Source organism: Streptomyces thermocarboxydus (assembly GCF_024760485.1).
Taxonomy (GTDB): domain Bacteria; phylum Actinomycetota; class Actinomycetes; order Streptomycetales; family Streptomycetaceae; genus Streptomyces; species Streptomyces cellulosae.
The window spans coordinates 5,815,421-5,839,479 of sequence record NZ_CP058273.1 but is presented as its reverse complement, the minus strand read 5'-3'; the positions used below and the strand labels follow the sequence as shown (position 1 = coordinate 5,839,479).

General features: G+C 73.8%; 20 protein-coding genes and 1 pseudogene. 9 read left to right on the top strand and 12 right to left on the bottom strand.

What is annotated here, in order from left to right; genetic code table 11:
* The first annotated feature begins 384 nt into the window (after window positions 1–384).
* From AY578_RS26730 to AY578_RS26720, 3 genes are all read left to right on the top strand, one after another.
* Window positions 385–1,155, top strand: coding sequence for a polysaccharide deacetylase family protein (locus AY578_RS26730; protein ID WP_136238974.1), 771 nt, complete (start codon window positions 385–387; stop codon window positions 1,153–1,155).
* 29 nt (window positions 1,156–1,184) lie between these two features.
* A complete protein-coding gene (locus AY578_RS26725) occupies window positions 1,185–1,625 on the top strand; it encodes a hypothetical protein (RefSeq protein ID WP_019526599.1) in 441 nt (146 codons plus the stop codon).
* A gap of 110 nt (window positions 1,626–1,735) precedes the next feature.
* On the top strand, window positions 1,736–2,458 hold the full coding sequence (locus AY578_RS26720; RefSeq protein WP_215049147.1) for a DinB family protein: 723 nt from the start codon (window positions 1,736–1,738) through the stop codon (window positions 2,456–2,458).
* A 15-nt stretch (window positions 2,459–2,473) separates the two neighbouring features.
* On the opposite strand, the gene AY578_RS26715 is transcribed toward AY578_RS26720, so the two are convergent.
* The 5 genes from AY578_RS26715 to AY578_RS26695 form a co-directional block, all read right to left on the bottom strand.
* Window positions 2,474–3,622: an XdhC family protein gene (locus AY578_RS26715; RefSeq protein WP_136238972.1), complete on the bottom strand. Its 1,149-nt coding sequence runs from the start codon at window positions 3,620–3,622 to the stop codon at window positions 2,474–2,476.
* A gap of 58 nt (window positions 3,623–3,680) precedes the next feature.
* Window positions 3,681–5,138: an NCS2 family permease gene (locus tag AY578_RS26710; protein ID WP_258905807.1), complete on the bottom strand. Its 1,458-nt coding sequence runs from the start codon at window positions 5,136–5,138 to the stop codon at window positions 3,681–3,683.
* A 409-nt stretch (window positions 5,139–5,547) separates the two neighbouring features.
* Window positions 5,548–7,932, bottom strand: a complete 2,385-nt coding sequence (locus tag AY578_RS26705) for a xanthine dehydrogenase family protein molybdopterin-binding subunit (RefSeq protein WP_136238970.1) — start codon at window positions 7,930–7,932, stop codon at window positions 5,548–5,550.
* Window positions 7,933–7,934: 2 nt separating this feature from the next.
* Window positions 7,935–8,510 (bottom strand): (2Fe-2S)-binding protein, encoded by a 576-nt coding sequence (locus AY578_RS26700; RefSeq protein ID WP_019526594.1) that lies wholly within the window; start codon window positions 8,508–8,510, stop codon window positions 7,935–7,937.
* Window positions 8,510–9,400, bottom strand: coding sequence for an FAD binding domain-containing protein (locus AY578_RS26695; protein ID WP_136238968.1), 891 nt, complete (start codon window positions 9,398–9,400; stop codon window positions 8,510–8,512). The genes AY578_RS26700 and AY578_RS26695 overlap by 1 nt, the downstream gene beginning before the upstream one ends.
* A 350-nt stretch (window positions 9,401–9,750) precedes the next feature.
* Here AY578_RS26695 and AY578_RS26690 point away from each other — a divergent pair, with 350 nt between their 5' ends.
* Together AY578_RS26690 and AY578_RS26685 are read left to right on the top strand one after the other, a co-directional pair.
* Window positions 9,751–11,445 carry a PucR family transcriptional regulator gene (locus AY578_RS26690; protein ID WP_136238967.1) on the top strand — a complete coding sequence of 565 codons (1,695 nt, stop codon included), beginning with the start codon at window positions 9,751–9,753 and terminating at the stop codon, window positions 11,443–11,445.
* Window positions 11,446–11,719: 274 nt separating this feature from the next.
* On the top strand, window positions 11,720–12,487 hold the full coding sequence (locus AY578_RS26685) for a hypothetical protein (RefSeq protein WP_037779178.1): 768 nt from the start codon (window positions 11,720–11,722) through the stop codon (window positions 12,485–12,487).
* 81 nt (window positions 12,488–12,568) lie between these two features.
* Here AY578_RS26685 and AY578_RS26680 read toward each other — a convergent pair whose 3' ends face one another.
* Window positions 12,569–13,375, bottom strand: coding sequence for a GntR family transcriptional regulator (locus AY578_RS26680; RefSeq protein WP_258905798.1), 807 nt, complete (start codon window positions 13,373–13,375; stop codon window positions 12,569–12,571).
* Between the two features lie 167 nt (window positions 13,376–13,542).
* Here AY578_RS26680 and AY578_RS26675 point away from each other — a divergent pair, with 167 nt between their 5' ends.
* Window positions 13,543–14,415, top strand: coding sequence for a (2Fe-2S)-binding protein (locus tag AY578_RS26675; RefSeq protein WP_215049107.1), 873 nt, complete (start codon window positions 13,543–13,545; stop codon window positions 14,413–14,415).
* A gap of 325 nt (window positions 14,416–14,740) precedes the next feature.
* The gene (locus AY578_RS26670; RefSeq protein WP_019526588.1) at window positions 14,741–15,787 is read left to right on the top strand and encodes a DUF2637 domain-containing protein; all 1,047 of its coding nucleotides are present in this window, start codon (window positions 14,741–14,743) and stop codon (window positions 15,785–15,787) included.
* 61 nt (window positions 15,788–15,848) lie between these two features.
* On the opposite strand, the gene AY578_RS26665 is transcribed toward AY578_RS26670, so the two are convergent.
* Window positions 15,849–16,274, bottom strand: coding sequence for an ATP-binding protein (locus tag AY578_RS26665; protein WP_026244085.1), 426 nt, complete (start codon window positions 16,272–16,274; stop codon window positions 15,849–15,851).
* 218 nt (window positions 16,275–16,492) lie between these two features.
* Window positions 16,493–17,158 carry a hypothetical protein gene (locus AY578_RS26660; protein ID WP_136238966.1) on the bottom strand — a complete coding sequence of 222 codons (666 nt, stop codon included), beginning with the start codon at window positions 17,156–17,158 and terminating at the stop codon, window positions 16,493–16,495.
* A 266-nt stretch (window positions 17,159–17,424) separates the two neighbouring features.
* On the opposite strand from AY578_RS26660, the gene AY578_RS26655 reads away from it, so the two are divergent.
* On the top strand, window positions 17,425–18,798 hold the full coding sequence (locus AY578_RS26655; RefSeq protein WP_258905797.1) for a helix-turn-helix domain-containing protein: 1,374 nt from the start codon (window positions 17,425–17,427) through the stop codon (window positions 18,796–18,798).
* 6 nt (window positions 18,799–18,804) lie between these two features.
* Here AY578_RS26655 and AY578_RS26650 read toward each other — a convergent pair whose 3' ends face one another.
* Complete coding sequence (locus tag AY578_RS26650; protein ID WP_019526584.1) at window positions 18,805–20,550, bottom strand: pyruvate dehydrogenase; 1,746 nt, start codon at window positions 20,548–20,550, stop codon at window positions 18,805–18,807.
* Between the two features lie 66 nt (window positions 20,551–20,616).
* Window positions 20,617–21,753 (bottom strand): protein phosphatase 2C domain-containing protein, encoded by a 1,137-nt coding sequence (locus AY578_RS34150; RefSeq protein WP_420341320.1) that lies wholly within the window; start codon window positions 21,751–21,753, stop codon window positions 20,617–20,619.
* Window positions 21,754–22,793: 1,040 nt separating this feature from the next.
* Between AY578_RS34150 and AY578_RS26640 the strand changes: the two genes are divergently transcribed.
* Entirely contained in the window at window positions 22,794–23,276 is a 483-nt protein-coding gene (locus AY578_RS26640; protein ID WP_019523329.1) for a DUF456 domain-containing protein, read from the top strand.
* Between the two features lie 12 nt (window positions 23,277–23,288).
* On the opposite strand, the gene AY578_RS26635 is transcribed toward AY578_RS26640, so the two are convergent.
* A complete protein-coding gene (locus tag AY578_RS26635; protein ID WP_026243598.1) occupies window positions 23,289–23,783 on the bottom strand; it encodes a methylated-DNA--[protein]-cysteine S-methyltransferase in 495 nt (164 codons plus the stop codon).
* Window positions 23,784–23,788: 5 nt separating this feature from the next.
* A pseudogene (locus AY578_RS26630) lies at window positions 23,789–24,059 on the bottom strand (DNA-3-methyladenine glycosylase 2 family protein); the annotation flags it as partial.

Here is a 24,059-nt window from a genome sequence, read left to right as displayed (position 1 = left end):
GGCGCCCTCCCTCCGCACCCGGCGTACGGCCCGCCCGGGCGCGGACCCGCGGGGGTGGGGCGGCGCTCGGGGAACGGGGCGTGGTCACCGGGGTCGTGCATGGGGAGTTGGCTCCGTCCCTGCGTCGGGCGAGTACTGCGGGGAGCGGGTGCCGCGCCCGGCCCGCGTCAAACGGTTGGACACGGCTCGCCCCGCTCCGTGCGTGTATGCGGCGCTCTGCACCAGCGTGCCCCGAGACGGAGAGGGGCGCAGGTCGGAGGGCGGGACGGGCCGGATGGTTGCCCGGCCGCCCGGTGACAACTCTCACAGGGCCGGATCACCCGGACGGAGGCACGCGACAGCGGACTATAAACCCGGTGTATAGACCGTGTGTACAGTCCGCGCATGCCTTTTCCGAACAGGAAGACGACGAGAAGAGGGGCCGCGTTCCACGCCCTTGCGGCCGGGGCCGCGGTGGCCGCGCTGGCGCTGACCGGATGCACGCGCGTGGAGTCGACCGCGCCCAGCACCGTCCGCGCGACCGACGTGCAGGCGCGGTTCGGGGCCGTGGACTGCCGCGAGGCCAAGTGCGTAGCGCTGACGTTCGACGCGGGGCCGAGCGAGCACTCCGCGCGGCTGCTCGACATCCTCGAGGAGGAGCGGGTCCCGGCGACCTTCTTCCTCCTCGGCAAGCGGCACATCGACACGTACCCGGAGCTGGTGCGGCGAATGGCCGACGAGGGGCACGAGGTGGCGAGCCACACCTGGACCCACCGCATCCTCACGGAGCTGGAGCCGGACGAGATACGCGAGGAGCTGGAGCGCACCAACGACGCGATAGAGCGCCTCACCGGCCGCCGCCCCACCCTGATGCGCCCGCCGCAGGGCCGCACGAACGACACGGTGCACGGCATCAGCCGCGAGCTGGGGCTGTCGGAGGTGCTGTGGAGCGTGACGGCGAAGGACTACACGACGACCGACCCGGACCTGATCACGCGCCGGGTCCTCGCCCGGTCCTCCCGCGACGGCATCATCCTGCTGCACGACCTCTACGACGGCACCGTGCCCGCCGTGCCGGGCATCATCGACGCGCTGAAGAAGCGGGGGTACGTCTTCGTGACGGTCCCGCAACTGCTCGCGCCGGGGAAGGCGGAGCCGGGCGCGGTGTACCGGTGAGGGCGGGGAGGGGCTCCTAGGATCGGCCCGTGGCCACCTTCGAGCTCCAGCGCACCGTGCCCCTGTCTGCCGCCGAGGCCTGGCGCCGGGTCACCACCTGGCCCCGGCACGGCGAGGTGGTCCCGCTGACCCGGATCACCGTCACCACTCCCCCGCCCACCGGCGAGGGCACCCGGTTCACCGCCCGCACGGGCACGGTCCCGCTCGGCTTCGACGACCCGATGGAGGTCACGGTGTGGCGGCCCCCGGCGGGCGACTCCCCGGGGTTCTGCCGGCTGGAGAAGCGCGGGCGGACGGTCATGGGGTGGGCGGAGATCGAGGTGCACGCGCGTCCCGGCGGACGCAGCCGGGTGGTGTGGCGGGAGGACGTCCGCGTGCGTTTCCTCCCGGCCGCGTGCGACGGGCTGCTGGCGCGGGCGGGTCGCGTGATGTTCGGGCGGGCGACGGACCGGCTGCTGCGGCGGGGGTGACCTCCGCCGCGGCGTGGGTGCCCCCGGAAAAGCAGTCGCGTCCCCCGGCGCGGGGCCACTACGGTCCCGGTGGCAATCCGGACAGCGACCCGACCACGGGAAGGCCTGGCATGGGCACCGAGGGCATACGGACCGACCGCTTGAGCATGCTGCTGGAGCAGTTCGACAAGGCGACGGACATGGCCCGTGCGCGCCTGTCGGGGCTCGGCGACGACGAGTACCTCTGGGAGCCGGTGCCCGGCTGCTGGTCGATCCGGCCCCGCGGCGAGGCGGTGACGCCCAGGGCCTTCGGACCCGGCGCGTGGGTGCTCGACCTGGGCGACCCGGACATCCCCGCGTCCGAGTACGCGGAGGTGGCCCGGCAGGCGGCCTCCGGGATGAGCGTCGAGAAGATCGCCGAGGACTGGAGCGTGAGCGTGGCGCGGGTCGAGGAGGTCCTCGCCCACACCGGGGAACCGGAGCCCGACGACACCCCGCTCACCACGATCGCGTGGCGGCTGGGGCATCTGCACTACGAGTTCGCGGGCGGCTGGGAGTGGGCCTTCGGGGAGAAGCGTCAGGACCCGAAGCAGATGGTCGACTTCACGCCCTCCGCCGCCGCCGCGCTGGAGCGGTTCTGGGAGACCGTCGACTGGTGGCGCGACGCCATCGGCGGCGTCACCGAGGAGCAGCTCGACACGGTGGGCTTCTCGCAGTACCCCTACGGTTCCGACCCCGACGACCCGTTCGTCGGCGTGATCGCGGGAGCCAACCTGGAGTTCGTCCACCACATGGCGGAGATCGCGCTGCTGCGCGACCTGTGGCGGGTCCGGCACGCGCTGTCGGGGCGCTGACGTACGGGCTTCCGCTCAGGCCACCGAGCCGATGGTGCGGGCCGGGGCCGGGGTGTCGTGGTGGATGGGGGTGTGCGCGCCCGTGAGGGCGACGCCCGTGCCGCCTCTGCGGGCGGCGACGATCTCCGCCGCGATGGACACGGCCGTCTCCTCCGGGGTGCGGGCGCCCAGGTCGAGGCCGATGGGGGACCTGAGGCGAGCCAGCTCCAGCTCGGTGACGCCGGCCTCCCGGAGGCGCGCGTTGCGGTCCAGGTGGGTGCGGCGGGAGCCCATCGCGCCGACGTAGGCGACCGGCAGACGGAGCGCCAGCTCCAGCAGCGGTACGTCGAACTTGGCGTCGTGGGTGAGGACGCACAGCACCGTGCGGGCGTCCACCTCCGTGCGGGCCAGGTACTCGTGCGGCCACTCCACGACGATCTCGTCCGCCTCCGGGAAGCGCGCCCGGGTCGCGAACACCGGCCGCGCGTCGCACACGGTGACGTGGTGGCCGAGGAACTTGCCGACCCGTACCAGCGCCGCCGCGAAGTCGATCGCGCCGAACACGATCATCCGGGGCGGCGGCACCGACGACTCGACCAGCACGGTGACGGGCTCCCCGCAGCGCGAGCCCTCCTCGCCTGTCTCCACGGTGCCGGTACGGCCCGCGTCCAGGAAGGCGCCCGCCTCGGCGACGACCGTGCGGTCCAGCTCCGGGTGCGCGCCGAAGCCGCCCTCGTACGAACCGTCGGCGAGGACGGTGAGCGCGCGGCCGCGCAGATGCTCCGGGCCCTCGACGACGCGGGCGAGCGCCGCCGCCCGCCCGCCCGCCACCGCGGCGAGCGCGGAGGCCAGCACGGGGCGGGCGGGGTCGGACGCCCGTACGGGGGTGACCATCACGTCGATGATCCCGCCGCAGGTGAGGCCGACGGCGAAGGCGTCCTCGTCGCTGTAGCCGAACCGCTCGAGGACGGTCACGCCGTCCTCGAGCGCCCGTACGCACAGCTCGTACACCGCGCCCTCCACGCACCCGCCGGAGACCGAGCCGACCGCCGTGCCGTCGGCGTCGACCGCGAGCGCGGCGCCGGCCCCGCGGGGCGCGCTGCCGCCGACGGCCACCACGGTGGCGACGGCGAAGTCACGGCCCTCGGCGACCCACCGGTGAAGCTCCTCGGCGATGTCCAGCATTCTCGCTCTCCTCGGCTGCGTTGACGGCTGCGGTGACGTGGAAGACAGGGTGGCCCTCTCAGCGCACCCCGAGCCAGCCCTCGATCGGGGCGAGGGCGAAGAACACCAGGAAGACCAGGGTCAGCCCCCACATGAACGGTCCGACCTCCCGCGCCTTCCCCTGGCCCGCCTTGACGGCGGTGTACGAGACGACGCCGGCGGCCACGCCCGCGGTGATCGAGTAGGTGAACGGCATGACCACCACGGTCAGGAACACCGGGATCGCGGTGGCGCGGTCGGCCCAGTCGACATGACGGGCGTTCGACATCATCATCGCGCCGATCACCACCAGCGCCGCGGCGGCCACCTCGCCCGGCACGATCGCCGTCAGCGGGGTGAAGAACAGGCAGGCGGCGAAGAACAGCCCGGTGACGACGGAGGACAGACCGGTGCGGGCGCCCTCGCCCACGCCGGTCGCGGACTCGACGAACACCGTCTGGCCGGACGCGCCCGCCACGCCGCCGATCGCTCCGCCGGCGCCGTCGATGAACAGCGCCTTCGACAGGCCCGGCATGCGGCCCTTGTCGTCGGCGAGTTCCGCCTCCGTGCCGACGCCGATGATGGTCGCCATCGCGTCGAAGAACCCGGCCAGGACGAGGGTGAACACGATCATCCCGACGGTCATCGCGCCGACCTCGCCCCAGCCGCCGAACTCGACGTGCCCGAAGAGCGAGAAGTCCGGCATCGACACCGCGCCGCCCTTCAGCTCGGGCGGGCCGCTCGCCCACTGCTTGGGGTCGATCACGCCGAACGCGTTGAGCACCACGGCGAGTACGGTGCCGCCGACGATGCCGATGAGGATGGCGCCGGGGACCCCGCGGGCTTGCAGCACGAAGACGGCGAGCAGGGTGATCGCGAACAACAGGACCGGCCAGCCCGCCAGTTCGCCCGACGGGCCGAGGGTGACCGGGGTGGACTCGCCCTGGTGGACGAAGCCGGCCTTGTAGAAGCCGATCAGGGCGATGAACAGGCCGATGCCCATGGTGATCGCGTGCTTCAGGGCCAGCGGGATGGCGTTCATGATCATCTCGCGGAGGCCGGTGACGACCAGCAGCATGATGACCACGCCGTACATCACGCACATCCCCATCGCCTGCGGCCAGGTCATCTCCGGCGCGACCTGGGAGGCGAGGACGCCGGACACGGAGAGGCCGGCGGCCAGGGCGAGGGGGACCTTGCCGAAGAAGCCCATGAGGAGCGTGGATACGGCGGCGGCGAAGGCGGTGGCGGTGATGAGGGCGGTGGGGGCGAGGGTGTTCCCCGCGGCGTCCTTGCCCGAGAGGATCAAGGGGTTGAGGAGGAGGATGTACGCCATCGCCATGAAGGTGGTGGTGCCGCCGCGGAGTTCGCGGGCGAGGGTCGATCCTCTGCGGGTGATGTGGAAGTAGCGGTCGAGCCAGGGGGTGTGGTCGGAAACGGGGGATTCCGGGCCCCGGTTCTCGGGGGTGGTGGTGGGGTCGAGTGACTGTTGGGTCATGGTGGCCTGCTCCCAAGGTTCATAGGGGCACCCGGTCCCCCTGCGGGGGGCGTCGGGATTTGGGGAGGTGCACGACCCGGGGGACGGCCCGAGACGAACGAGGTGGTGCCGGGGCGGGGGTGGGTGGGTCGACGCCTGCCCGGCGGGGGTGCCGCTGCGCCCACCCGTGCCGCCCCAGCGGCACGACTGCCCGCAGCGGCGGCGCGGTGCGCTTTCAGCGGCCGGGGCGATCGCACGCCTTCAGGGGCGCGGGGAACTGCGCGCTCAGCCACGGACTGCCCGCACCCGGCGTTGCAAGGGCGCCGCTGCACCCGCGGCTACGGCGGCAGCCGGCCCGCAGCTGGGGCGGAACGCCCCTCAAGGGGCGCGGGGAACTGCGCGACCGGCCACGGACTGCCCGCACCCGGCGTTACGCCGTGCCCGTGAGGTGTTCCGGACGGACCGGCGTTCTGTTGAGCTCCAGGCCCGTCGCCGCACGGATCGCCGCCAGCACCGCCGGTGTCGACGACAACGTAGGCGCCTCACCGATGCCCCGAAGCCCGTACGGCGCGTGGTCGTCGGCGAGTTCCAGGACGTCCACCGGGATCGTCGGGGTGTCGAGGATCGTCGGAATCAGATAGTCCGTGAACGACGGATTCCGCACCTTCGCCGTCGTCGGGTCGACCAGGATCTCCTCCATGACCGCGACCCCCAGCCCCTGGGTGGTGCCACCCTGGATCTGGCCGACCACCGACAACGGGTTCAGCGCCCTGCCGACATCCTGCGCGCAGGCCAGCTCGATCACCTTCACCAGCCCCAGCTCCGTGTCGACCTCGACGACCGCCCGGTGCGCGGCGAACGAGTACTGGACGTGGCCGTTGCCCTGGCCGGTGCGCAGGTCGAAGGGCTCGGTGGGGCGGTGGCGCCACTCCTCCTCGACCTCGACGGCCTCGTCGCCGAGGACGTCCACCAGGTCGGCGAGGACCTCGCCGCCGTCGGTGACGACCTTGCCGCCCTCCAGCAGCAGTTCGGCGTGTGCCCAGGCGGGGTGGTAGGAGCCCAGCTTGCGCCGGCCCAGTTCGAGGACCTTCTCGCGGACCAGCTCGCAGGCGTGCTTGATCGCGCCGCCGGTGACGTACGTCTGGCGGGACGCGGACGTCGAACCCGCCGAGCCGACGCGGGTGTCGGCCGGGTGGATCGTCACCTGGGTGACGCCCAGCTCGGTGCGGGCGATCTGGGCGTGGACGGTGACGCCGCCCTGGCCGACCTCGGCCATCGCGGTGTGCACGGTGGCGACCGGTTCACCGCCGACGACCTCCATGCGGACGCGGGCGGTGGAGTAGTCGTCGAAGCCCTCGGAGAAGCCGACGTTCTTGATGCCGACCGCGTAGCCGACGCCCCGGACGACGCCCTCGCCGTGCGTGGTGTTGGACAGACCGCCGGGGAGCTGGCGTACGTCCGCGCCCTCGCTGGACTCCCACTGGCGCTCGGGCGGCATGGGCATCGCCTTGACGCGGCGCAGGAGTTCGGCGACCGGCGCCGGGGAGTCGACGGGCTGGCCGGTCGGCAGGAGGGTGCCCTGCTCCATGGCGTTGCGCTGCCGCAGCTCCACCGGGTCCATGCCGAGCCTGGCCGCCAGCTTGTCCATCTGCGCCTCGTAGGCGAAGCACGCCTGGACCGCGCCGAATCCGCGCATCGCGCCGCACGGCGGGTTGTTGGTGTAGAGGGCGATCGCCTCGATGTCGACGTCGTCCACGGCGTACGGCCCGACGCCGAGCGAGGAGGCGTTGCCGACCACGGCCGGGGAGGCGGAGGCGTACGCGCCGCCGTCGAGGACGATGCGGGCCTTGACGTGGGTCAGCTTGCCGTCCGCGGTGGCGCCGTGCTCGTAGTGGAGCTTGGCGGGGTGGCGGTGGACGTGGCCGAAGAAGGACTCGAAGCGGTTGTAAACGATCTTGACGGGCTTGCCGGTGCGCAGGGCGAGCAGGCAGGCGTGGATCTGCATGGACAGGTCCTCGCGTCCGCCGAACGCGCCGCCGACGCCGGCCAGCGTCATGCGCACCTTGTCCTCGGGAAGGCCGAGCACCGGCGCGATCTGGCGCAGGTCGGAGTGGAGCCACTGGGTGGCGATGTAGAGGTGGACGCCGCCGTCCTCCTCGGGCACGGCGAGTCCGGACTCGGGCCCGAGGAAGGCCTGGTCCTGCATGCCGAAGGTGTACTCGCCCTCCACGATGACGTCGGCGCGCCCGCGGGCGGCGGCGACGTCTCCGCGCACGATGGGCTGGCGGTGCACGATGTTGGGGTGCGGGACGTGCCCGACGTGGTGGTCGTCGCGGTGCTCGTGGACCAGGACCGCGTCGGGGGCGGTCGCGGACGCCTCGTCGGTGATGACGGGGAGTTCGCGGTACTCGACCTTGATCTTCGCGGCGGCGCGGCGGGCCGTCTCGGGGTGGTCGGCGGCGACGATCGCGACGGGCTCGCCGTGGTGGCGGACCTTGCCGTGGGCGAGGACCGGGGTGTCCCGGATCTCCAGACCGTAGTGCTTCACGTCGGCGGGCAGGTCGTCGTACGTCATGACGGCGTACACGCCCGGGGTGGCGAGGGCCTCGGCGGTGTCGATGGAGACGATCTCGGCGTGGGCGACGGTGGAGCGCAGGATCTGGCCCCAGAGCATGTCCTCGTGCCACATGTCGGAGGAGTACGCGAACTCGCCGGTGACCTTGAGGGTGCCGTCGGGGCGGAGGGTGGACTCGCCGATGCCGCCCTTGGTGCCGGAGCCTTGTGTGATCTTCGTGGGAACGCCGTTCGTGGGCATGTTCAGACCCCCTCGGACTGGCGGGCGGCCGCGAGGCGGACCGCGTCCATGATCTTCTCGTAGCCGGTGCAGCGGCAGAGGTTGCCGGAGAGCGCCTCGCGGATGTCCGCGTCGGACGGGTTGGGGTTGCGCTCCAGCATCTCGTCGGCGGCGACCAGCAGCCCGGGCGTGCAGAAGCCGCACTGGACGGCGCCGGCGTCGATGAACGCCTGCTGGACCGGAGAGAGTTCGGCGCCCTCGCCGGTCTGCGAGTCGGCGCCGTCGGCCGTCCATCCCTTGGCCTCGTCGAGGGAGGTGCCGCAGGTCCCGCCCGTACCGCAGGCGCGCTGCCGGGCGTGGTCGGCGAGGCCTTCCACGGTGACGACCTCGCGGCCTTCGGCCTGTCCGGCGGCGACCAGACAGGAGCACACGGGCACCCCGTCGAGCCGTACGGTGCAGGAGCCGCACTCGCCCTGTTCGCAGGCGTTCTTGGACCCCGGCAGGCCGAGGCGCTCGCGCAGGACGTAGAGCAGGGACTCGCCCTCCCAGACGTCGTCGGCCTGCTGGGGGCGTCCGTTGACGGTGAAGTTGACGCGCATTACGCGGCTCCCTCCGTGGTGCGGTGGGCGCCGCGGTACGACTCCCAGGTCCAGGTCAGGGTGCGGCGGGCCATCACGCCGACCGCGTGACGGCGGTAGCTCGCGGTGCCGCGCACGTCGTCGATGGGATTGCAGGCGGCGGCGCACAGATCGGCGAACTGCTTCGCGACGGACGGGGTGACGATCTTCCCGTTGTCCCAGAAGCCGCCCTCCTCCAGGGCCGCGTTCAGGAAGTCCTCGGCGGCCGTCGCCCGGATCGGGGTCGGGGCGGCCGAGCCGATGCCGGTGCGGACCGTGCGGGTCTCCGGGTGCAGGGCGAGGCCGAAGGCGCACACGGCGATGACCATGGCGTTGCGCGTGCCGACCTTGGAGTACTGCTGCGGCCCGTCCGCCTTCTTGACGTGGACGGCGCGGATCAGCTCGTCGGGCGCGAGGGCGTTGCGCTTCACGCCGGTGTAGAAGTCGTCGACCGGGATGCGGCGGGAGCCCCGTACGGACTCCACCTCGACCTCGGCGCCGGCCGCGAGCAGGGCGGGGTGGGCGTCGCCGGCCGGGGAGGCGGTGCCGAGGTTGCCGCCGACGCCTCCGCGGTTGCGGATCTGCGGGGAGGCGACCGTGTGGGAGGCGAGGGCGAGGCCCGGAAGCTCGGGGCGGAGGTGCTCCATGATCTTCGCGTAGGGGACGGAGGCGCCGAGCCGGACGGTGTCCTGGCCCACCTCCCATTCGTAGAGATCACCGATGCGGGTGAGGTCCATCAGGTACTCGGGACGGCGGTGGTCGAAGTTGATCTCGACCATCACGTCGGTGCCGCCCGCGATCGGCACAGCGGTGGGGTGCTCGGCCTTCGCGGCGAGCGCCTCCTCCCAGCTGGCGGGGCGAAGGAAGTCCATGACCGGCTCTCTTCTTCGTCTCGTGGGGCGTACGGACTGAGCCAATCCGTGTGCGGCGGGCGCGGCTCGTTCCTGCGGTGTTCACGCGGAGTGCGTTCAGTACACCGCCGCGTACTCCGCCCGGGTCAGTCACGGAAACCATGAAGGAGTTGGCTGGCCAACGCGGGCATCTTGTAGATTCGTATGAACGGAGAGGCCCAGTAACCTTCCGGTCTTCCTCCAGTAACGCGGGAGTCGATCGGGGCCGGGCGGAGCATGTCCGCAGGCCAGTCCCACGGGCCCCTCCCGACCCACCCTTCACCCTCCCCACGGGTACCGAGACACCGAGACAAGGAACGGCGGCGACGAGAATGCGGCTGCGCGCACTGCTGGACACCGACGCGCTGGGCCTGAAGCTGCTCGGCGGGGAGGACGAGCTGGACCGCAGTGTGCGCGGGGTGATGACCACCGACCTGCGCGACCCCAGCCGCTATCTGTCCGGCGGCGAGCTGGTGCTCACCGGGCTGGCCTGGCGCCGCGACGCCGCCGACTCCGAGCCGTTCGTACGGATTCTCGTGCAGGCCGGGGTGGCCGCGCTGGCCGCGGGCGAGGCGGAGCTGGGGGACGTCCCCGACGACCTGGTCGTGGCGTGCGCGCGGCACCGGCTGCCGCTGTTCGCGGTGCACGAGTCGGTGGCCTTCGCGACCGTCACCGAGCACGTCGTACGGCAGGTGTCCGGCGAGCGCGCCGGGGACCTGGCGGCCGTGGTGGACCGGCACCGGCGGATGATGACCTCGGGACCGGCGGGCGGCGGCCCCGACGTGGTGCTCGACCTGCTCGGCTCCGACCTGGACCTGCGCGCCTGGGTGCTCTCCCCCACCGGCCGGCTGATCGCGGCGCCCAAGGAGACCGCGGGGGCGCGCGGCACCGCGCCCGCGCTGGACGCCAAGGCGTGCGCGCGGCTCGCGGCGGAGCATCTGGCGGCCGTGCGGACCGGGCGGCGCGGTCCGCACCGGGTGGTGCTGGACCGGACGACGTACAGCCTCTTCCCGGTGCGGGGCAGCGGGCACGGCCCGTCCTCGGAGCCGGCGGACCCGCGCGAGACGATGCTCGCGGACTGGCTGCTGGCGGTCGAGGCGGACGCCGGGGACTGGGCCGAGGAGCGGCTGGATCTGCTCCAGGGCGTCACCCAGCTGATCGCCGTCGAGCGGGACCGGCGGGACGCGGCGCGCACGGTGCGGCGGCGGCTCGCGCAGGAGGTGCTGGAGCTGGTGCAGACGGGCGCGGCTCCCGCGGAGATCGCCGCGCGTCTGCGGGTGGCCGCGCCGGTGCTGCTGCCCGGTCTCGGGACCGCGCCGCACTGGCAGGTCGTGGTCGCCCGGGTCGAGTGGGAGGACGGGCGCGGCGACGCGGGGCCCGTCACGCAGGCGCTGCTCGAGGAGATCCTGGTCGACCCGGCGTCGACCGGACCCGAGCCGTCCGACCGGATCGCGGTGGCGCACACCGGCGACGAGGCGGTCGCGCTGGTCCCGCTGCCGTCGGTGGCCGACGAGCACGACGAGGCGGGCCCCGGGGTGCTGGCCGACGCGCTGCTGGAGTCGGTGCGGGGGCCGCTGACGGCGGGCCTCGACGGGGACGGACGGCTCACCGTCGGCGTGTCCGCGGCCGTGCACTCGGCGGACGGGCTGCGCGGCGCGCTGGAGGAGGCCCGGCACGCGCGCCGGGTCGCCGCGGCCCGCCCCGGCCGGGTCTGCGCGGCCGGACACCAGGAACTGGCGTCGCACGTGCTGCTGCTGCCGTTCGTGCCGGACGACGTGCGGCGCGCGTTCACCGCCCGGCTGCTGGACCCGCTGCGCGAGTACGACCGCCGGCACCGCGCCGAGCTGATCCCCACGCTGGAGGCGTTCCTCGACTGCGACGGCTCCTGGACCCGCTGCGCCACCCGCCTCCACCTGCACGTCAACACGCTGCGCTACCGCGTCGGCCGCATCGAGCAGTTGACCGGGCGTGACCTGTCGCGGCTGGAGGACAAGCTGGACTTCTTCCTGGCACTGCGGATGAGCTGATCACCTGCATGGGTGCAACGCCCTTAAAGCCGCGGGGAACTGCGCGACCAGCCACAACCGGCCCGCACCCGGCACACGACGGCTCCACCCGCTGGAGTGCCGGCCTCCCCGATCCGGCCCACGGGCCGGACTCCCCGGTTCCGTCCCACTCCCCATGACTTTGTGAAATCCTTCACCCGCCCTCTTGGCCGGGCCCGGTGGTTCGTGCTGAGATGCGGCCACCACTCAACAGCTCGATGGCGTGCTCGGGGAGGGCAACGTGGCGCATACCGCCATGTCCGGTGACGGAACGACCGCCGAAGACGATCCCCTCCGGACGGCGGTGTGGCGGCTCCGCTCCCGCGCCTGCTGGGTGGACGCGGCCGCACTGCTCACCCCCGCCACCCCTGAGGCGGCTCTGCAGCGGGCGTCGCTGCTGGTGGAGCGGTGCCTGTACACCGAGGCGGGGTGGGAGGACGCGGAGGACGCGCTCCGTACGGCGGAGGCGCTGGCGCACACCGACGACGAGCGGGGGGCGGCCGCTTGTGAACGCGGGTACTTGGCCTACGCGGCCACGCTGTTCCAGGTCCGGGACCGGGCCGACGAGGCGCGAGCCGCGCTGGGCCGGGCCGCCGCGCTGATCGCGCCGGGCGCGCCGGGACGGCCGCTGCTGGACTTCCGGCGCGGGCTGATCGCGGAGAACCTCACCCGCTCCCCGCAGGCCGCCCGCGCCGCGTACCGGCGGGCGCACGCGGGCGCCACCGCGCACGCCGACCCGCTGCTGCTGTCCGCCACCTGGCGCCATCTCGCCGGACTCGCCCTGCGCGAGGGCGAGCTGACGGAGGCCCGGCACGGGTTCGCGGAGTCGCTGCGGATCCGGGAGGAGCTGGGGTACCTGGTCGGCACGGCGCCGGCGCTGGTGTCCCTGGCGGACACGGAGACGGAACCGGAGGCCTCCCGCCTCCGCGAGGAGGCCCGCCGCCTCTTCCGCCTCCTGGGCGGAGTCCCCACGTGGCTCGCCGATCGCCTGGCCCCTCCGGAAGCGGACGCGGCGACGGCGTGAGACCCGTGACGGGTGCCTCGTTCGGGTGAACCCGGGGTGCGGCTCAGGGGAGTCAGGAGGGGTGTCGGACGGGGCCCGCTCCTACTCCGCCCCGTTGAAGTGCTCGCCCACCAGTGCCCTCACCACGTCCAGGTCGCCCGCGATCAACGCGTCCAGCAGAGCCGTGTGTTCGTGGGCGTCCGCGATCAGTTCGGCGCGGGTGCCGCCGCCGGGAGCGTTGCCGCCGACCAGGGGCCACTGGGCGCGGCGGTGCAACTCCTCCGCCACGCCGACCAGTTGCTGGTTGCCGGCGAGCGTGAGGACCGCGCTGTGGAAGGCGCGGTCCGCCTCGGCGTACGTGGCGCGGCAGCCGGAGGACGCGGCGCGGACGGTGGCCTCGGCGAGCGGGCGCAGTCCGGCCCACCGCTCGGGCGGCACCGTACGGGCCAGCCGCAGCATCACCGGCACCTCGATCAGCGCGCGCACCTCCGCCAGCTCGGCCAGTTCCCGCTCGCTGCGCTCGACGACCCGGAAGCCCCGGTTGGGCACGACCTCGACCGCGCCCTCCTGGGCGAGCTGCTGCATGGCCTCGCGGACGGGCGTGGCGGAGACGCCGAAGCGCTCGGCCAGCGCGGGCCCCGAGTAGACCTCGCCGGGCCGCAGGTCGCCGGTGACCAGCGCGGTGCGCAGGGCGGCCAGGATCTGGCCGCGCACGGACGACCGCTGGACGGCGGACCGGGGACGGGGAAGGACGGGCTCGCCGTGGGTGTGCTCGCCGCGCGCGGACCCCTCGACGGCCGCGCCGGCGTCGCGGCGCCGGTCCGCGTCCCCGGCGCGGGCGGCGGCCTCGGCGGCCGCGGCCGCCTCGCCCGTCGTCGTCCCGGCGGAGCCCTGCGTGCCCTGCTTCACAAGGTCCTCCTGCGGACGTGTCGGTACTTGGGGTCATTACGGCGGGTTGGCACCTGTGCGTCAAGCACCATAGGCGCATCGGACGCCAGTTCACATCTCCGCGAATTTGGGTAAGGTGAGGCTTACCTTTGATTGCCCGGTTCCACGAGACGTGAAGGGGTGGCCCCATGGCCGTGCCCGGTTCGGCCGTAGCGGACGCGTACGCCCGCCTGGCGGAGGCCTTCCCCGCCCTCGCCGTCACCGAGCTCGGCGCGGAGGAGGCGGCCCCCCGGGGCGGCGGCTGGGTCGACGCCGCCGGCCTCGCCGCAGGCGGGGACGCACTCGACGCCTTCCTCGCCTGGGACGACACGCAGGTGCGGCGGGACTACGGACAGCAGGGCCGCCCGGACGTCATCGCGAGCTTCGGTCTGCACCGGTACGCCTGGCCGGCCTGTCTGCTGATCACCGTGCCATGGTTCCTGCACCGCCGGGTCCCGCGCTACCCCGTGACGCACGTCTCGTTCGACCGCACCGCCGCCGGGCTCGCCGTCGGCCGCATGGCCGTACGCCCCGCCGGCTTCGCCTGTCTGCCGGACGACCCGGCCGCCGCCCTCCCCGGCGCGCGCGTGGTGCGGGACGAGGAGGCGCTGCGGGCGGAGGTGCGCGCGGCGGTCGCCGAACACCTGGAGCCCGTGCTGACCGGATTCGGCCCCCGGATGCGCCGGCGCGGCCGGGCGCTGTGGGGCATGGCGACCGACGAGATCGTCGAGAGCCTCTGGTACGTCGCCGGGCTGCTCGGCGAGGAGGAGCGGGCCCTGCGCGAGCTGGAGCTGCTGCTGCCGGGCGCGACGAAGCCGTACGTCGGCGCGGTGACGTTCCGCAGGCCGTCCGGGCCCGGCGGGGAGCCGGCCGCCGCCACCCGGGAGCGGGTGAGCTGCTGCATGTTCTACACCCTGCGCCCGGCGGACGTCTGCGCCACCTGCCCGCGCACCTGCGCCAAGGAGCGGACCGGGGCGCGCGCCCCTGAGCGGGAGAAAGAGCTGGTCGGACAGGCCGGTTGACGAGCTGTCAGAGCAACGCGGGGCGGCCGGACGGGGTAAGATCGTCCGGCCGCCCCGCCGTTGCGCCCCGCCGCGTCCGGGCGTGAGGTCACGAGCACTTCACGATTTCCTCACCGCCCGCAGGAAGTCTCCACGGAACCACCCGTACGGGTAGTCTTATTCGAACTCAACTCCCGCCCCTCATGCGGCAGTTCGAGCAGAAAGCCGCCCTGGGCACCCCCTCGCGCTCCGTTGGCGGCCTCTTGCCCCGAAACCCCCTGAGGGACGCCGGGATTGGGCCACTATGGCGGGCGTTACGCCCTATCCCAATGCAAGGGACCCCTAGATGAGACTGACCGACATATCGCTGAACTGGCTGCTTCCGGGCGCCGTGCTGCTCCTGGGCATGCTGGCGGCGGTGGCGGTGCTGGCGCGCGGCAAGCGCTCCTCGGTCAAGGACACGAGCGCCGACGACTCGTGGGAGCGCAGCGAGGAGCGCCGCAGGCGCAAGGAGGCCCTCTACGGCACCGTCTCCTACGTGCTGCTGTTCTGCTGTGCGGCGGTGGCAGCCGCCCTGTCGTTCCACGGCCTGGTCGGCTTCGGTGAGCAGAACCTCGGCCTGTCCGGCGGGTGGCAGTACCTCGTCCCCTTCGGCCTGGACGGCGCGGCGATGTTCTGCTCGGTGCTCGCCGTGCGCGAGGCCAGCCACGGTGACGCGGCCCTCGGCTCGCGCATACTGGTGTGGACGTTCGCCCTCGCGGCCGCCTGGTTCAACTGGGTCCACGCGCCGCGCGGCGTCGGCCACGCGGGCGCCCCGCACTTCTTCGCGGGCATGTCCCTGTCCGCCGCGGTCCTCTTCGACCGCGCGCTGAAGCAGACCCGCCGCGCCGCCCTGCGGGAACAGGGCCTGGTGCCGCGGCCGTTGCCGCAGATCCGCATCGTCCGCTGGCTGCGCGCTCCCCGGGAGACCTACCGCGCCTGGTCGCTGATGCTGCTGGAGGGCGTGCGCAGCCTGGACGAGGCGGTCGAGGAGGTCCGCGAGGACAAGCTCCGCAAGGACCAGGAGAAGCGGCGCCGGCGGGACCAGGAGCGTATGGACCGGGCCCGTCTGAAGGCGATCAGCCGCGGTCACCGCGGGTTCGGCGGCCGGGGCGGCGGGCGCGAGCTCGAGGCCACGGTGGAGCGGGACTCCGACGTGGTCGCCGCGGAGCCTGCCATAGCGGCGCCGGAGGCCCTGCCCGCCCCCGCCCCGCGTCCCTCCCTGCAGCCGGTCCGCCGCTCCGGCGGTGAGGCGCTGACGGTCGACCTCACGGCCGAGGACGACACCCAGGCGCTGCCGCGTCTGGACAGCCTGGAGCGCAAACTCAAGGACCTGGAGCAGCAGTTCGGCTGACGCGTGAGCCTGGACCGACTGCGCGACGCGGCGTGAGGGACGCGGTGGGAAACCGCCTCCCTCACGCCGCGTCGGCGTCCGTCTCCGTCTCCGCCTCCGGGCCGAGCGCGAACCAGACGGACTTGCCCACGCCGTGCCGTCTCACGCCCCAGTCGTCGGCCAGCGACTCCACCAGCACCAGACCCCGCCCGTTCGTCGTGTCGTTGCCCGTCCGCGAACGCGGCCGGGGCTCACGGGCGGTGAAGTCCCGTACCTCCACGCGCAGTCCCCAGGGGCCGACGTCCGCGGTGAGGACCGCGTCGCGGTCGGTGTGGACGAGGGCGTTGGTCACGAGTTCGCTGGTGAGCAGTTCCGCGACCGCGGACCGCTCCGGATCGCACCGGTGACGTAACAGCTCGCGCAGGGCGCGGCGGGACTCGGCCACCGCCCGCAGATCCGCACGCCCCAGTGTGCGCCTCAGCCGATCCGCCGAAGCCTGACTTCTCATGACCCCCGCCCGCGTGCCGATGCCGATTCCCCCACCTGCTCGAACACCTACACGGGAATGCTTGCCCGGTCGTTCACATGCCAGTCATACGGAGCGGCTGTGACGCGTTGTTGTCCGAAGTGCAACGGCCACACAACCGTGTGCGGGGCCGTCCTCCCGACCCCCGTGGCGAGAGGACGACCCCGGCTGTCACACGGTGGCCGTGGAACTCGTGAACCTCAGTAGAGCTTGGTGACCGCCTTCTTCGCAGTCTTCTTGAAGGCGGCGAGCGGGGCGTCGTCGAAGTCGCCCATCTGCCCCCAGCCGACGACGGTCACGGTGCGGCCGTCGCGCCCCACGGACAGCAGGTTGACGTCCGTGGCGCCGTACGACGTCTCGGTGTGCAGGCCGTGCACCGTCGCCCCCTCCTCGACGGGCAGCGTGCCGAAGAACCGGCCCTCGGCCTCGATCTCCGGGTACAGCCGCTCCAGCCGGGCCGCGCAGCCGCGGATCTCCTTGTTCAGCCGGGCCGCCAGGGCCTTGCCCTTCGCGGCGGACCCGGTCACGACGGTGACCTGCACGGCGCTGGTGTCCAGCTCGGTGTGGAACAGGCGGTGCCGGTAGTCGTACGCGGGCACGCCCTCGCCCAGGCAGTACGCGAGCTGCTCAGGGAAGCCGTCGGTGACCGGTCCCGCGGTCCAGCCGGTCGGGTGCGGGGGCAGTTCGGACGCCGCGAGGAACCGGGGTGCCGCTGCTTTCTTCTGCGCGGACGCGTTCTTCGCCGCCGCGTTCGTCCGTGCGGCGTCGCCCGGCGTGGCGCCGGCCTGTGTGGTGGCGGCAGCGCCCACGGCGAGCGCGGTGGCGGTGAGCGCGGCGAGTGCCGCGACACGGGTGCGGACAGGCATGGGTGACCCCCGTGGATGTGCGTGGTGGAATGACGACACGTGCACCGCGACGGCCGGGATGGTCATCCGGGCCGTCGGGGCGGTACGCCGTGGTCAGAGCATCCGCCGTCGCGGAGGACCGGCGCAAGCGTCGCCGCCCGATTCCCCGGCATGGAACCATCCCGGCCCGTGCGACGTGCAGGGATACAGGGTGCCTGGGACGGACCGGGACGCCCGGGCGAGGCGGACTCGGGCACGTTCGGACGAGTGACGGGGGGACGGAACCGGTGTCGGCACAGGACGAGGTGACGCAGTTCGCGGCGCTGCTGCGGGAGCTGAAGGACCGTACGGACCGCAGCTACGGCCAGTTGGCCCGCCGCCTCCAGATGAACACCTCGACGCTGCACCGCTACTGCGCCGGAGACGCGGTCCCGGTCGACTTCGCCCCGGTCGAACGGTTCGCCGCCCTGTGCGGAGCGACCGACGCGGAACGCCTCGAACTGCACCGCCTGTGGCTCCGCGCGGCGGAGGCACGGCGCCGGCCACGGGGTGGGGAGACCCCGGAGACGCCCCAGGGGCCGGAGGCCTCGTCCGGGACATCAGAGGGTGAGCAACCGGGTTCCTCCCCAGCGATCGGTTCCGGCCACTCCGAGGAGCCGGGCCCGGACGATACCCACGTCGTCAGCGGGCCCGTGGGGCACAACCAGGGCCCCCGTCGGGGGCGTTGGCGGCACAAGCGTGTCGCCGTGGCCGCCGCTGCCATGTGCGCCGTGCTCGCCACCGTCGGGAGTCTGTCGTTCCTGCCGAAGGACCGGGGGACGGTGTCCGGGAGCGGGGCCGTCGGGGCCGCGGAGGAAACCGAGGAGAGCGGCACCTCGAGGGGCGCGGGCCCCGCGCGGTCCGTCGCGCCCACCGGCTCCCCCTCCCCGTCGAAGGTGGCCTCCCCCTCCCCCTCCGCCCGCCACGGCGGCAACGGCACCGCGTCCAAGGCGCCGGCCCCCGCCGTCTCCCCCACCGCCCCGGACAGCGCGCCCGCAGGGCCGGTGCCCCTCACCTGGTCGGTGAACGACCACGCCTGGGCGTACGGCTGCGGCCACGACTACGTGGTGGCGAAGCCGCCCGCCCGGGTGCCTCCGCCGCCCGCCCCGCAGGACGCCCGGACCTGGGCGGCCACGCAGGGCGCCGTGCACGGCAAGGAGATGCTGGTGGAGCTGTCGGTGCAGGGGAGGTCCGACACGGCCGTCGTACTCACGGCCCTGCGGGTCCGGGTGGCCGGCCGTTCGGCGCCGGCGCCCGGCAACGCGTACGCGATGGACCAGGGGTGCGGCGGCGCGCTGACCCCGCGCTACTTCGACGTGGACCTCGACAAGGACCGGCCGATCGCGCGGGCGGTCGCCGGGAACGACGCGGGGACGCCGATCCCGGCGGTGCGGATGCCGTACCGGGTGTCCGCGACCGACCCCGAGGTGCTGATGATCACCGCTCGCACCGAGGGCTGCGACTGCCGCTGGTACCTGGAGCTGGACTGGTCCTCGCAGGGCCGCACCGGCACGGTGCGGATCGACGACCGTGGCCGTCCCTTCCGCACCAGTGCCGTCGAGGGCCTGCCGCACTACGAGTACGACACCCTGAACCGGTCCTGGCGGGCCCGGAGCACGTGAACCCGCCTACGGGCGCGGCACGTTCCGCAGGTTGGAGCGGGCCATCTGGACCATCCGGCCGACCCCGCCGTCCAGCACGATCTTGGACGCGGACAGGGCGAACCCGGTCACCATCTCCTTGCTGATCTTCGGCGGGATGGACAGCGCGTTGGGGTCGGTCACGATGTCCACCAGCGCCGGACCCTTGTGCTTGAACGCCGCCTTCAGCGCGCCCGCCAGCTCCTTCGGCTTCTCCACCCGCACCCCGTAGGCGCCGCACGCGCGGGCCACTTCGGCGAAGTCGGGGTTCTTCATCCCGGTTCCGTACGAGGGCAGTCCGGCGACCAGCATCTCCAGCTCCACCATGCTCAGCGAGGAGTTGTTGAACAGGACCACCTTCACCGGCAGGTCGTACTGCACGAGCGTGAGGAAGTCGCCCATCAGCATGCTGAATCCGCCGTCGCCGGACATCGACACGACCTGACGGTGCCGGTCGGTGAACTGCGCCCCGATCGCCATCGGCAGCGCGTTCGCCATGGAGCCGTGGGAGAACGAACCGATGATCCTGCGGCGGCCGTTGGGTGAGATGTAGCGGGCGGCCCAGACGTTGCACATGCCGGTGTCGACGGTGAAGACGGCGTCGTCGTCGGCCATGTCGTCCAGGACGGACGCCACGTACTCCGGGTGGATCGGCACATGCTTCTCCACCTTGCGGGTGTACGCCTTCACCACCCCCTCCAGCGCCTCCGCGTGCTTCTTCAGCATCCGGTCGAGGAACTTGCGGTTGTCCTTGGCGCGCACCCGGGGGATGAGACAGCGCAGCGTCTCCCTCACGTCGCCCCACACCGCGAGGTCCAGCTTGGAGCGCCGCCCGATGATCTCGGGCCGCACGTCCACCTGGACGATCTTCACGTCGTCGCCGGGCAGGAAGGCGTTGTACGGGAAGTCGGTGCCGAGCAGGATCAGCAGGTCGCACTCGTGCGTCGCCTCGTACGCGGCGCCGTAGCCGAGCAGCCCGCTCATGCCCACGTCGTACGGATTGTCGTACTGGATCCATTCCTTGCCGCGCAGGGCGTGGCCCACCGGGGCCTTGATCTTCCCGGCGAACTCCATCACCTCGGCGTGCGCGCCCTTGGTGCCGGCGCCGCAGAACAGGGTGACCTTCTCGGCGCGGTCGATCATGTCGACGAGCTTGTCGATCTCGTCGTCGCCGGGGCGGACCGTGGGCCGGGAGGTGACCAGCGCGGTCTCGGGCGCCTGGTCGGGGGCGGGTTCGTCGGCGAGGTCGCCGGGCAGCGAGACGACGCTGACGCCGGAGCGGCCGACCGCGTGCTGAATGGCGGTGTCCAGCAGCCGGGGCATCTGGCGGGGGCTGGAGATCAGCTCGGAGTAGTGACTGCACTCCCGGAACAGTTGGTCCGGGTGGGTCTCCTGGAAGTAGCCGAGGCCGATCTCGCTGGACGGGATGTGGGAGGCGAGGGCGAGGACGGGCGCCATGGAGCGGTGTGCGTCGTAGAGGCCGTTGATGAGGTGGAGGTTGCCGGGGCCGCAGGAGCCGGCGCAGGCGGCGAGCCGGCCGGTGACCTGCGCCTCGGCGCCGGCCGCGAACGCGGCGGTCTCCTCGTGCCGGACATGGATCCAGTCGATGGCGGAGTTGCGGCGCACGGCGTCCACGACCGGGTTGAGGCTGTCGCCCACCACGCCGTACAGGCGTTTGACTCCCGCTCGGACGAGGATGTCGACGAACTGTTCCGCGATGTTCTGTTTGGCCATGGTTTCCGTCTGCCCCTCGGGTGCCGGAGATGCCTGACGGTTTCCATGAATTCACACCGCGCGGGCTCACGCCTCCCAGACGGCCACGGCCGTACGGTCGTCGGCGTACCCCTTCACCCGTACCTGGGTGTCGGCCAGATACGCCGTCAGTCCCGGCGGCTCGGGACCGGACCACCGGTCGGCGAGGTGGGCGCGGAGTTCCGGTTCGCCGCGCAGGGGTTCGGCGAACCCGGTGCCGCACATCAGCAGCACATCACCCGGCCGGGCTACGGAGGTACGGAAACGGAAGGGCTCGCGGGGCGGCTCGGGGGCCGGCTCGTACGGGCTCGGGGGCGTGGGGATGCCGAGGTCCATGGTGAGGCGGTCGCCGTCCGGCGTCTCGTGCGGCGCCGAGCCGAAGCCGAGGACCGGCTCGCCCTTCACCTCCGCGACCTCCGGCTCGATGTCCTGCCACTCGCGGTCCCGCAGCCGGAACAGTCCTCCGGGGCCGACCCCGAAGAACACCCGGGTGCGGCACTCGGGGTCGGCGGACAGCAGCAGGCAGCGCAGGGTGGCCGCGTAGTCGTCGGGGTCGAGGCCCTGCTCGGCCGCGGCGGCCCGCAGCTTGCCGAGGCTGCGGTCGGTGAGGCGGTGCAGGCCCGCCTTGAGGTCGGCGCGGCGGGCCGCCCGGATGTCGCCGGTGAGCCGCTCGTGGCTGCGGCCGACCGCCGCGGCGATCCAGCGGCACACCTCGGCGGCGGCCAGGTGCGCGCCGGGAGCGGTCCTGGCGCCGGTGGCCAGCGCCACCAGCACGAGGGCCCGCTCCCCCGCCCCGAACCGCGCGGTCAGCAGCGCGTCACGGCGGGGCTCGCCCCGGTACCGCGCGGAGTCCCCCCGCACGGACACGGCCCGCAGGGTGCAGGCCCCGTACCGGGCGCCGTCCAGCACGGTGTCCGGCACGAGCGCGTCCAGGTCGTCGGGGTCGGCGGCGGGAAGCGCGGTGGGCTCGGCGTCGTAGGTGGGCGGCCGGGTGCCGACGTAGGCACGGGAGGGCGGTGGGGGCGGGAGCGGCCCGAGCCTGGACTCACCGCCGTCCTCCGGCTCACCGTCGGCCGGCGCGGCGGGGGTCCAGTCGCCGTAGACGGGGGCGGCGGTGGGGCCGGAGGGGGGCGGACGGTCGGCGAGGGTGGGGGTCGCCTCCGGCGCGCGGTCCGCCTCCGACACGGGGTCCGCCTCCGACGCGGGCTCCGCCTCCGGCGCGGCGGGGACGTCGGCGGGGCGGCTCGGCTGCGGCGCCGGGTGCCGGGCACCTGGATGCGGGCGGCGCAGGAGGCGTCTCCGACGCGGGCGCGGGTCGGCCGGACGGCCCGGTCGGCGGGTGCGGGGCGCTGCGGGCGCCGTCGCCTCGGGAGCCGACGGCGACGGCGGGCCGGACGGCGGCTGTGACGCGGGCGCGGGTCGGCCGGACGGCCCGGTCCGGGCGGGTACGGGGCGCTGCGGGGCGCGCTGGCCCAGGCGCCGACCCGGCGCCGGCGGCGGGCCGGACGGCGGCTGCGACGCAGACGGCGAGTCAGCCGGACCGCCCTGACCGGGGGGTACGAAGGCGCCGTTGGTCCAGGCGCCGGCACCGGCCGGACGGCCGTTCGGCGCGGGAGGCCGTCGGCCGGAGAAGTCCGCCCGGCGGGGCGTCGCGGGCGGCGGGTCGGCCGGGACGGCAGGTTCCGGCGGGAGCTTCGCGGGCGGCTCCGCCGCCGGAGGCGTGTCGGCCGGACCGGCCTGGTCCGGAGGTAACGGCGTCGGACGGGCGTCCGCCGGAGGGGCAGGCTCCCACCAGGCCCGGGACGGCGTCCCGGCGGAGCCCTGCACCGGCGGCGTCCGGCGCTGGCCCGGCACCACCGGGGTCCCGGGGCCGCCCCGGGGATCCGGGGCCGACGGGGCAGGCACCCCGGCACCCCCCACCGCTCCCGCCGCCGAGGCGAACCGGTCGTCCAGCGAGTCGGCCGCGGGCGCCGGCCCCGTGTCGTCGGCGGCGTCGTCGTACAGCTGACCCCACCAGTCGTCCTCGGGACCGGGACCGGTGGGCCCGCCGGGCCTTCCCCCCTGCTGACTCATGCCCCCAATTGTCCACCGGACGGGCCGGATGAAAACGGGGCATCGGGAAAATCGCCGCACCGCGCGACCCTCACCGCGCGGTCCCGGCTCCCGATCTGCGCGGTCCCGGCTCCCGATCTGCGCCGTCCCGCACCCTCCTGCACCCTGGACAGATGGGAGCGTGGGACCTCCTGCTCACCGGACTGGTGCTCCTGTTCGGTCTGTGCGGAGTGCTGGTGCCCGGTGTGCCCGGGTCCTGGCTGGTGTGGGCCGCGGTCCTGTGGTGGACGCTGAAGGACCCGCAGGCGGTCTCGTGGTGGGTGCTGGTGGGGGCGACCGTGGTGCTGTTCCTGTCGCAGGTGGTCCGCTGGGCGCTGCCGCCCCGCAGACTCCGGGAGGGCGGGGTGGACGCCGAACTGCTGACGTACGCGGGCGGCGGCTCGTTCGCGGGGTTCGTCCTGCTCCCGGTGATCGGCGCGATCCCCGGCTTCCTCGCCGGGGTGTACGTCCACGAACGGATCCGTCTCGGCCGCCGTGGGGAGGCGAGGGCGGCGGTGCGCACGGTGATGCGGTCGGGCGGGTGGAGCCTGCTGACGGAGCTGTTCACCTGCCAGCTGATCGCGGCGGCGTGGCTCGGCGCGGTCTTTTTCGGCTGACGCCCCCCGGGATCAGGGCCGCGGCAGCACACCCTCGTGCGCGAGCAGCGCGACCTTCCGCTCCAGCCCGCCCGCGTACCCCGTGAGGGACCCGTCGGCGCCGATGACGCGGTGACACGGGCGGACGATCAGCAACGGGTTCGCGCCGATGGCGCCGCCGACCGCGCGCACGGCCGCCCGGGGCGCCCCGACGCGCGCGGCGATCTCCCCGTAGGTCACGGTCCCGCCGTACGGCACGTCGTCGAGGGCGGCCCACACCTTCTCCCGGAAGGGGGTGCCGACGGCCCGCGTCGGCAGCCGGAACTCCTTGAGGTCACCGGCGAAGTACGCGGCGAGCTGCCGTTCCGCCTCCCGGAAGGGCCCGGAGTCCCGCGTCCAGTCGTCCAGCACCACGGTCGCCTTCTTCTGCCCGGGCACGGTGAGCGAGGTCAGCTCGCCGGTCGGTGCGGCGGTCAGCAGCAGCGGCCCGAGCGGGCTGTCCACGTGCGTCCAGTACGTCGTCGTCATGAGGGTCACTCCAACTCCCCTGCGGCGCGCAGGTGGTTCAGGGCGTACGAGCGCCAGGGGCGCCAGCTGTCGGGGGCGTCGAGGCCGGGCGGGGCCACGTCGGGGTCGCCGAGCGCACGGGTGCGGATCTCGGCGATCGTACGGTCGTCGAGGCCGGGGACGGCGGCGAGGGCGTCCCGCGCCGCGTCCCGGTCGTCACCGGGTCCGAGCCGTACGGCGCCGTCGGCGAGGGCGGCGGTGAGCGCGCCCAGGGTGCCGCCGGGCTCGGCGCCGGCG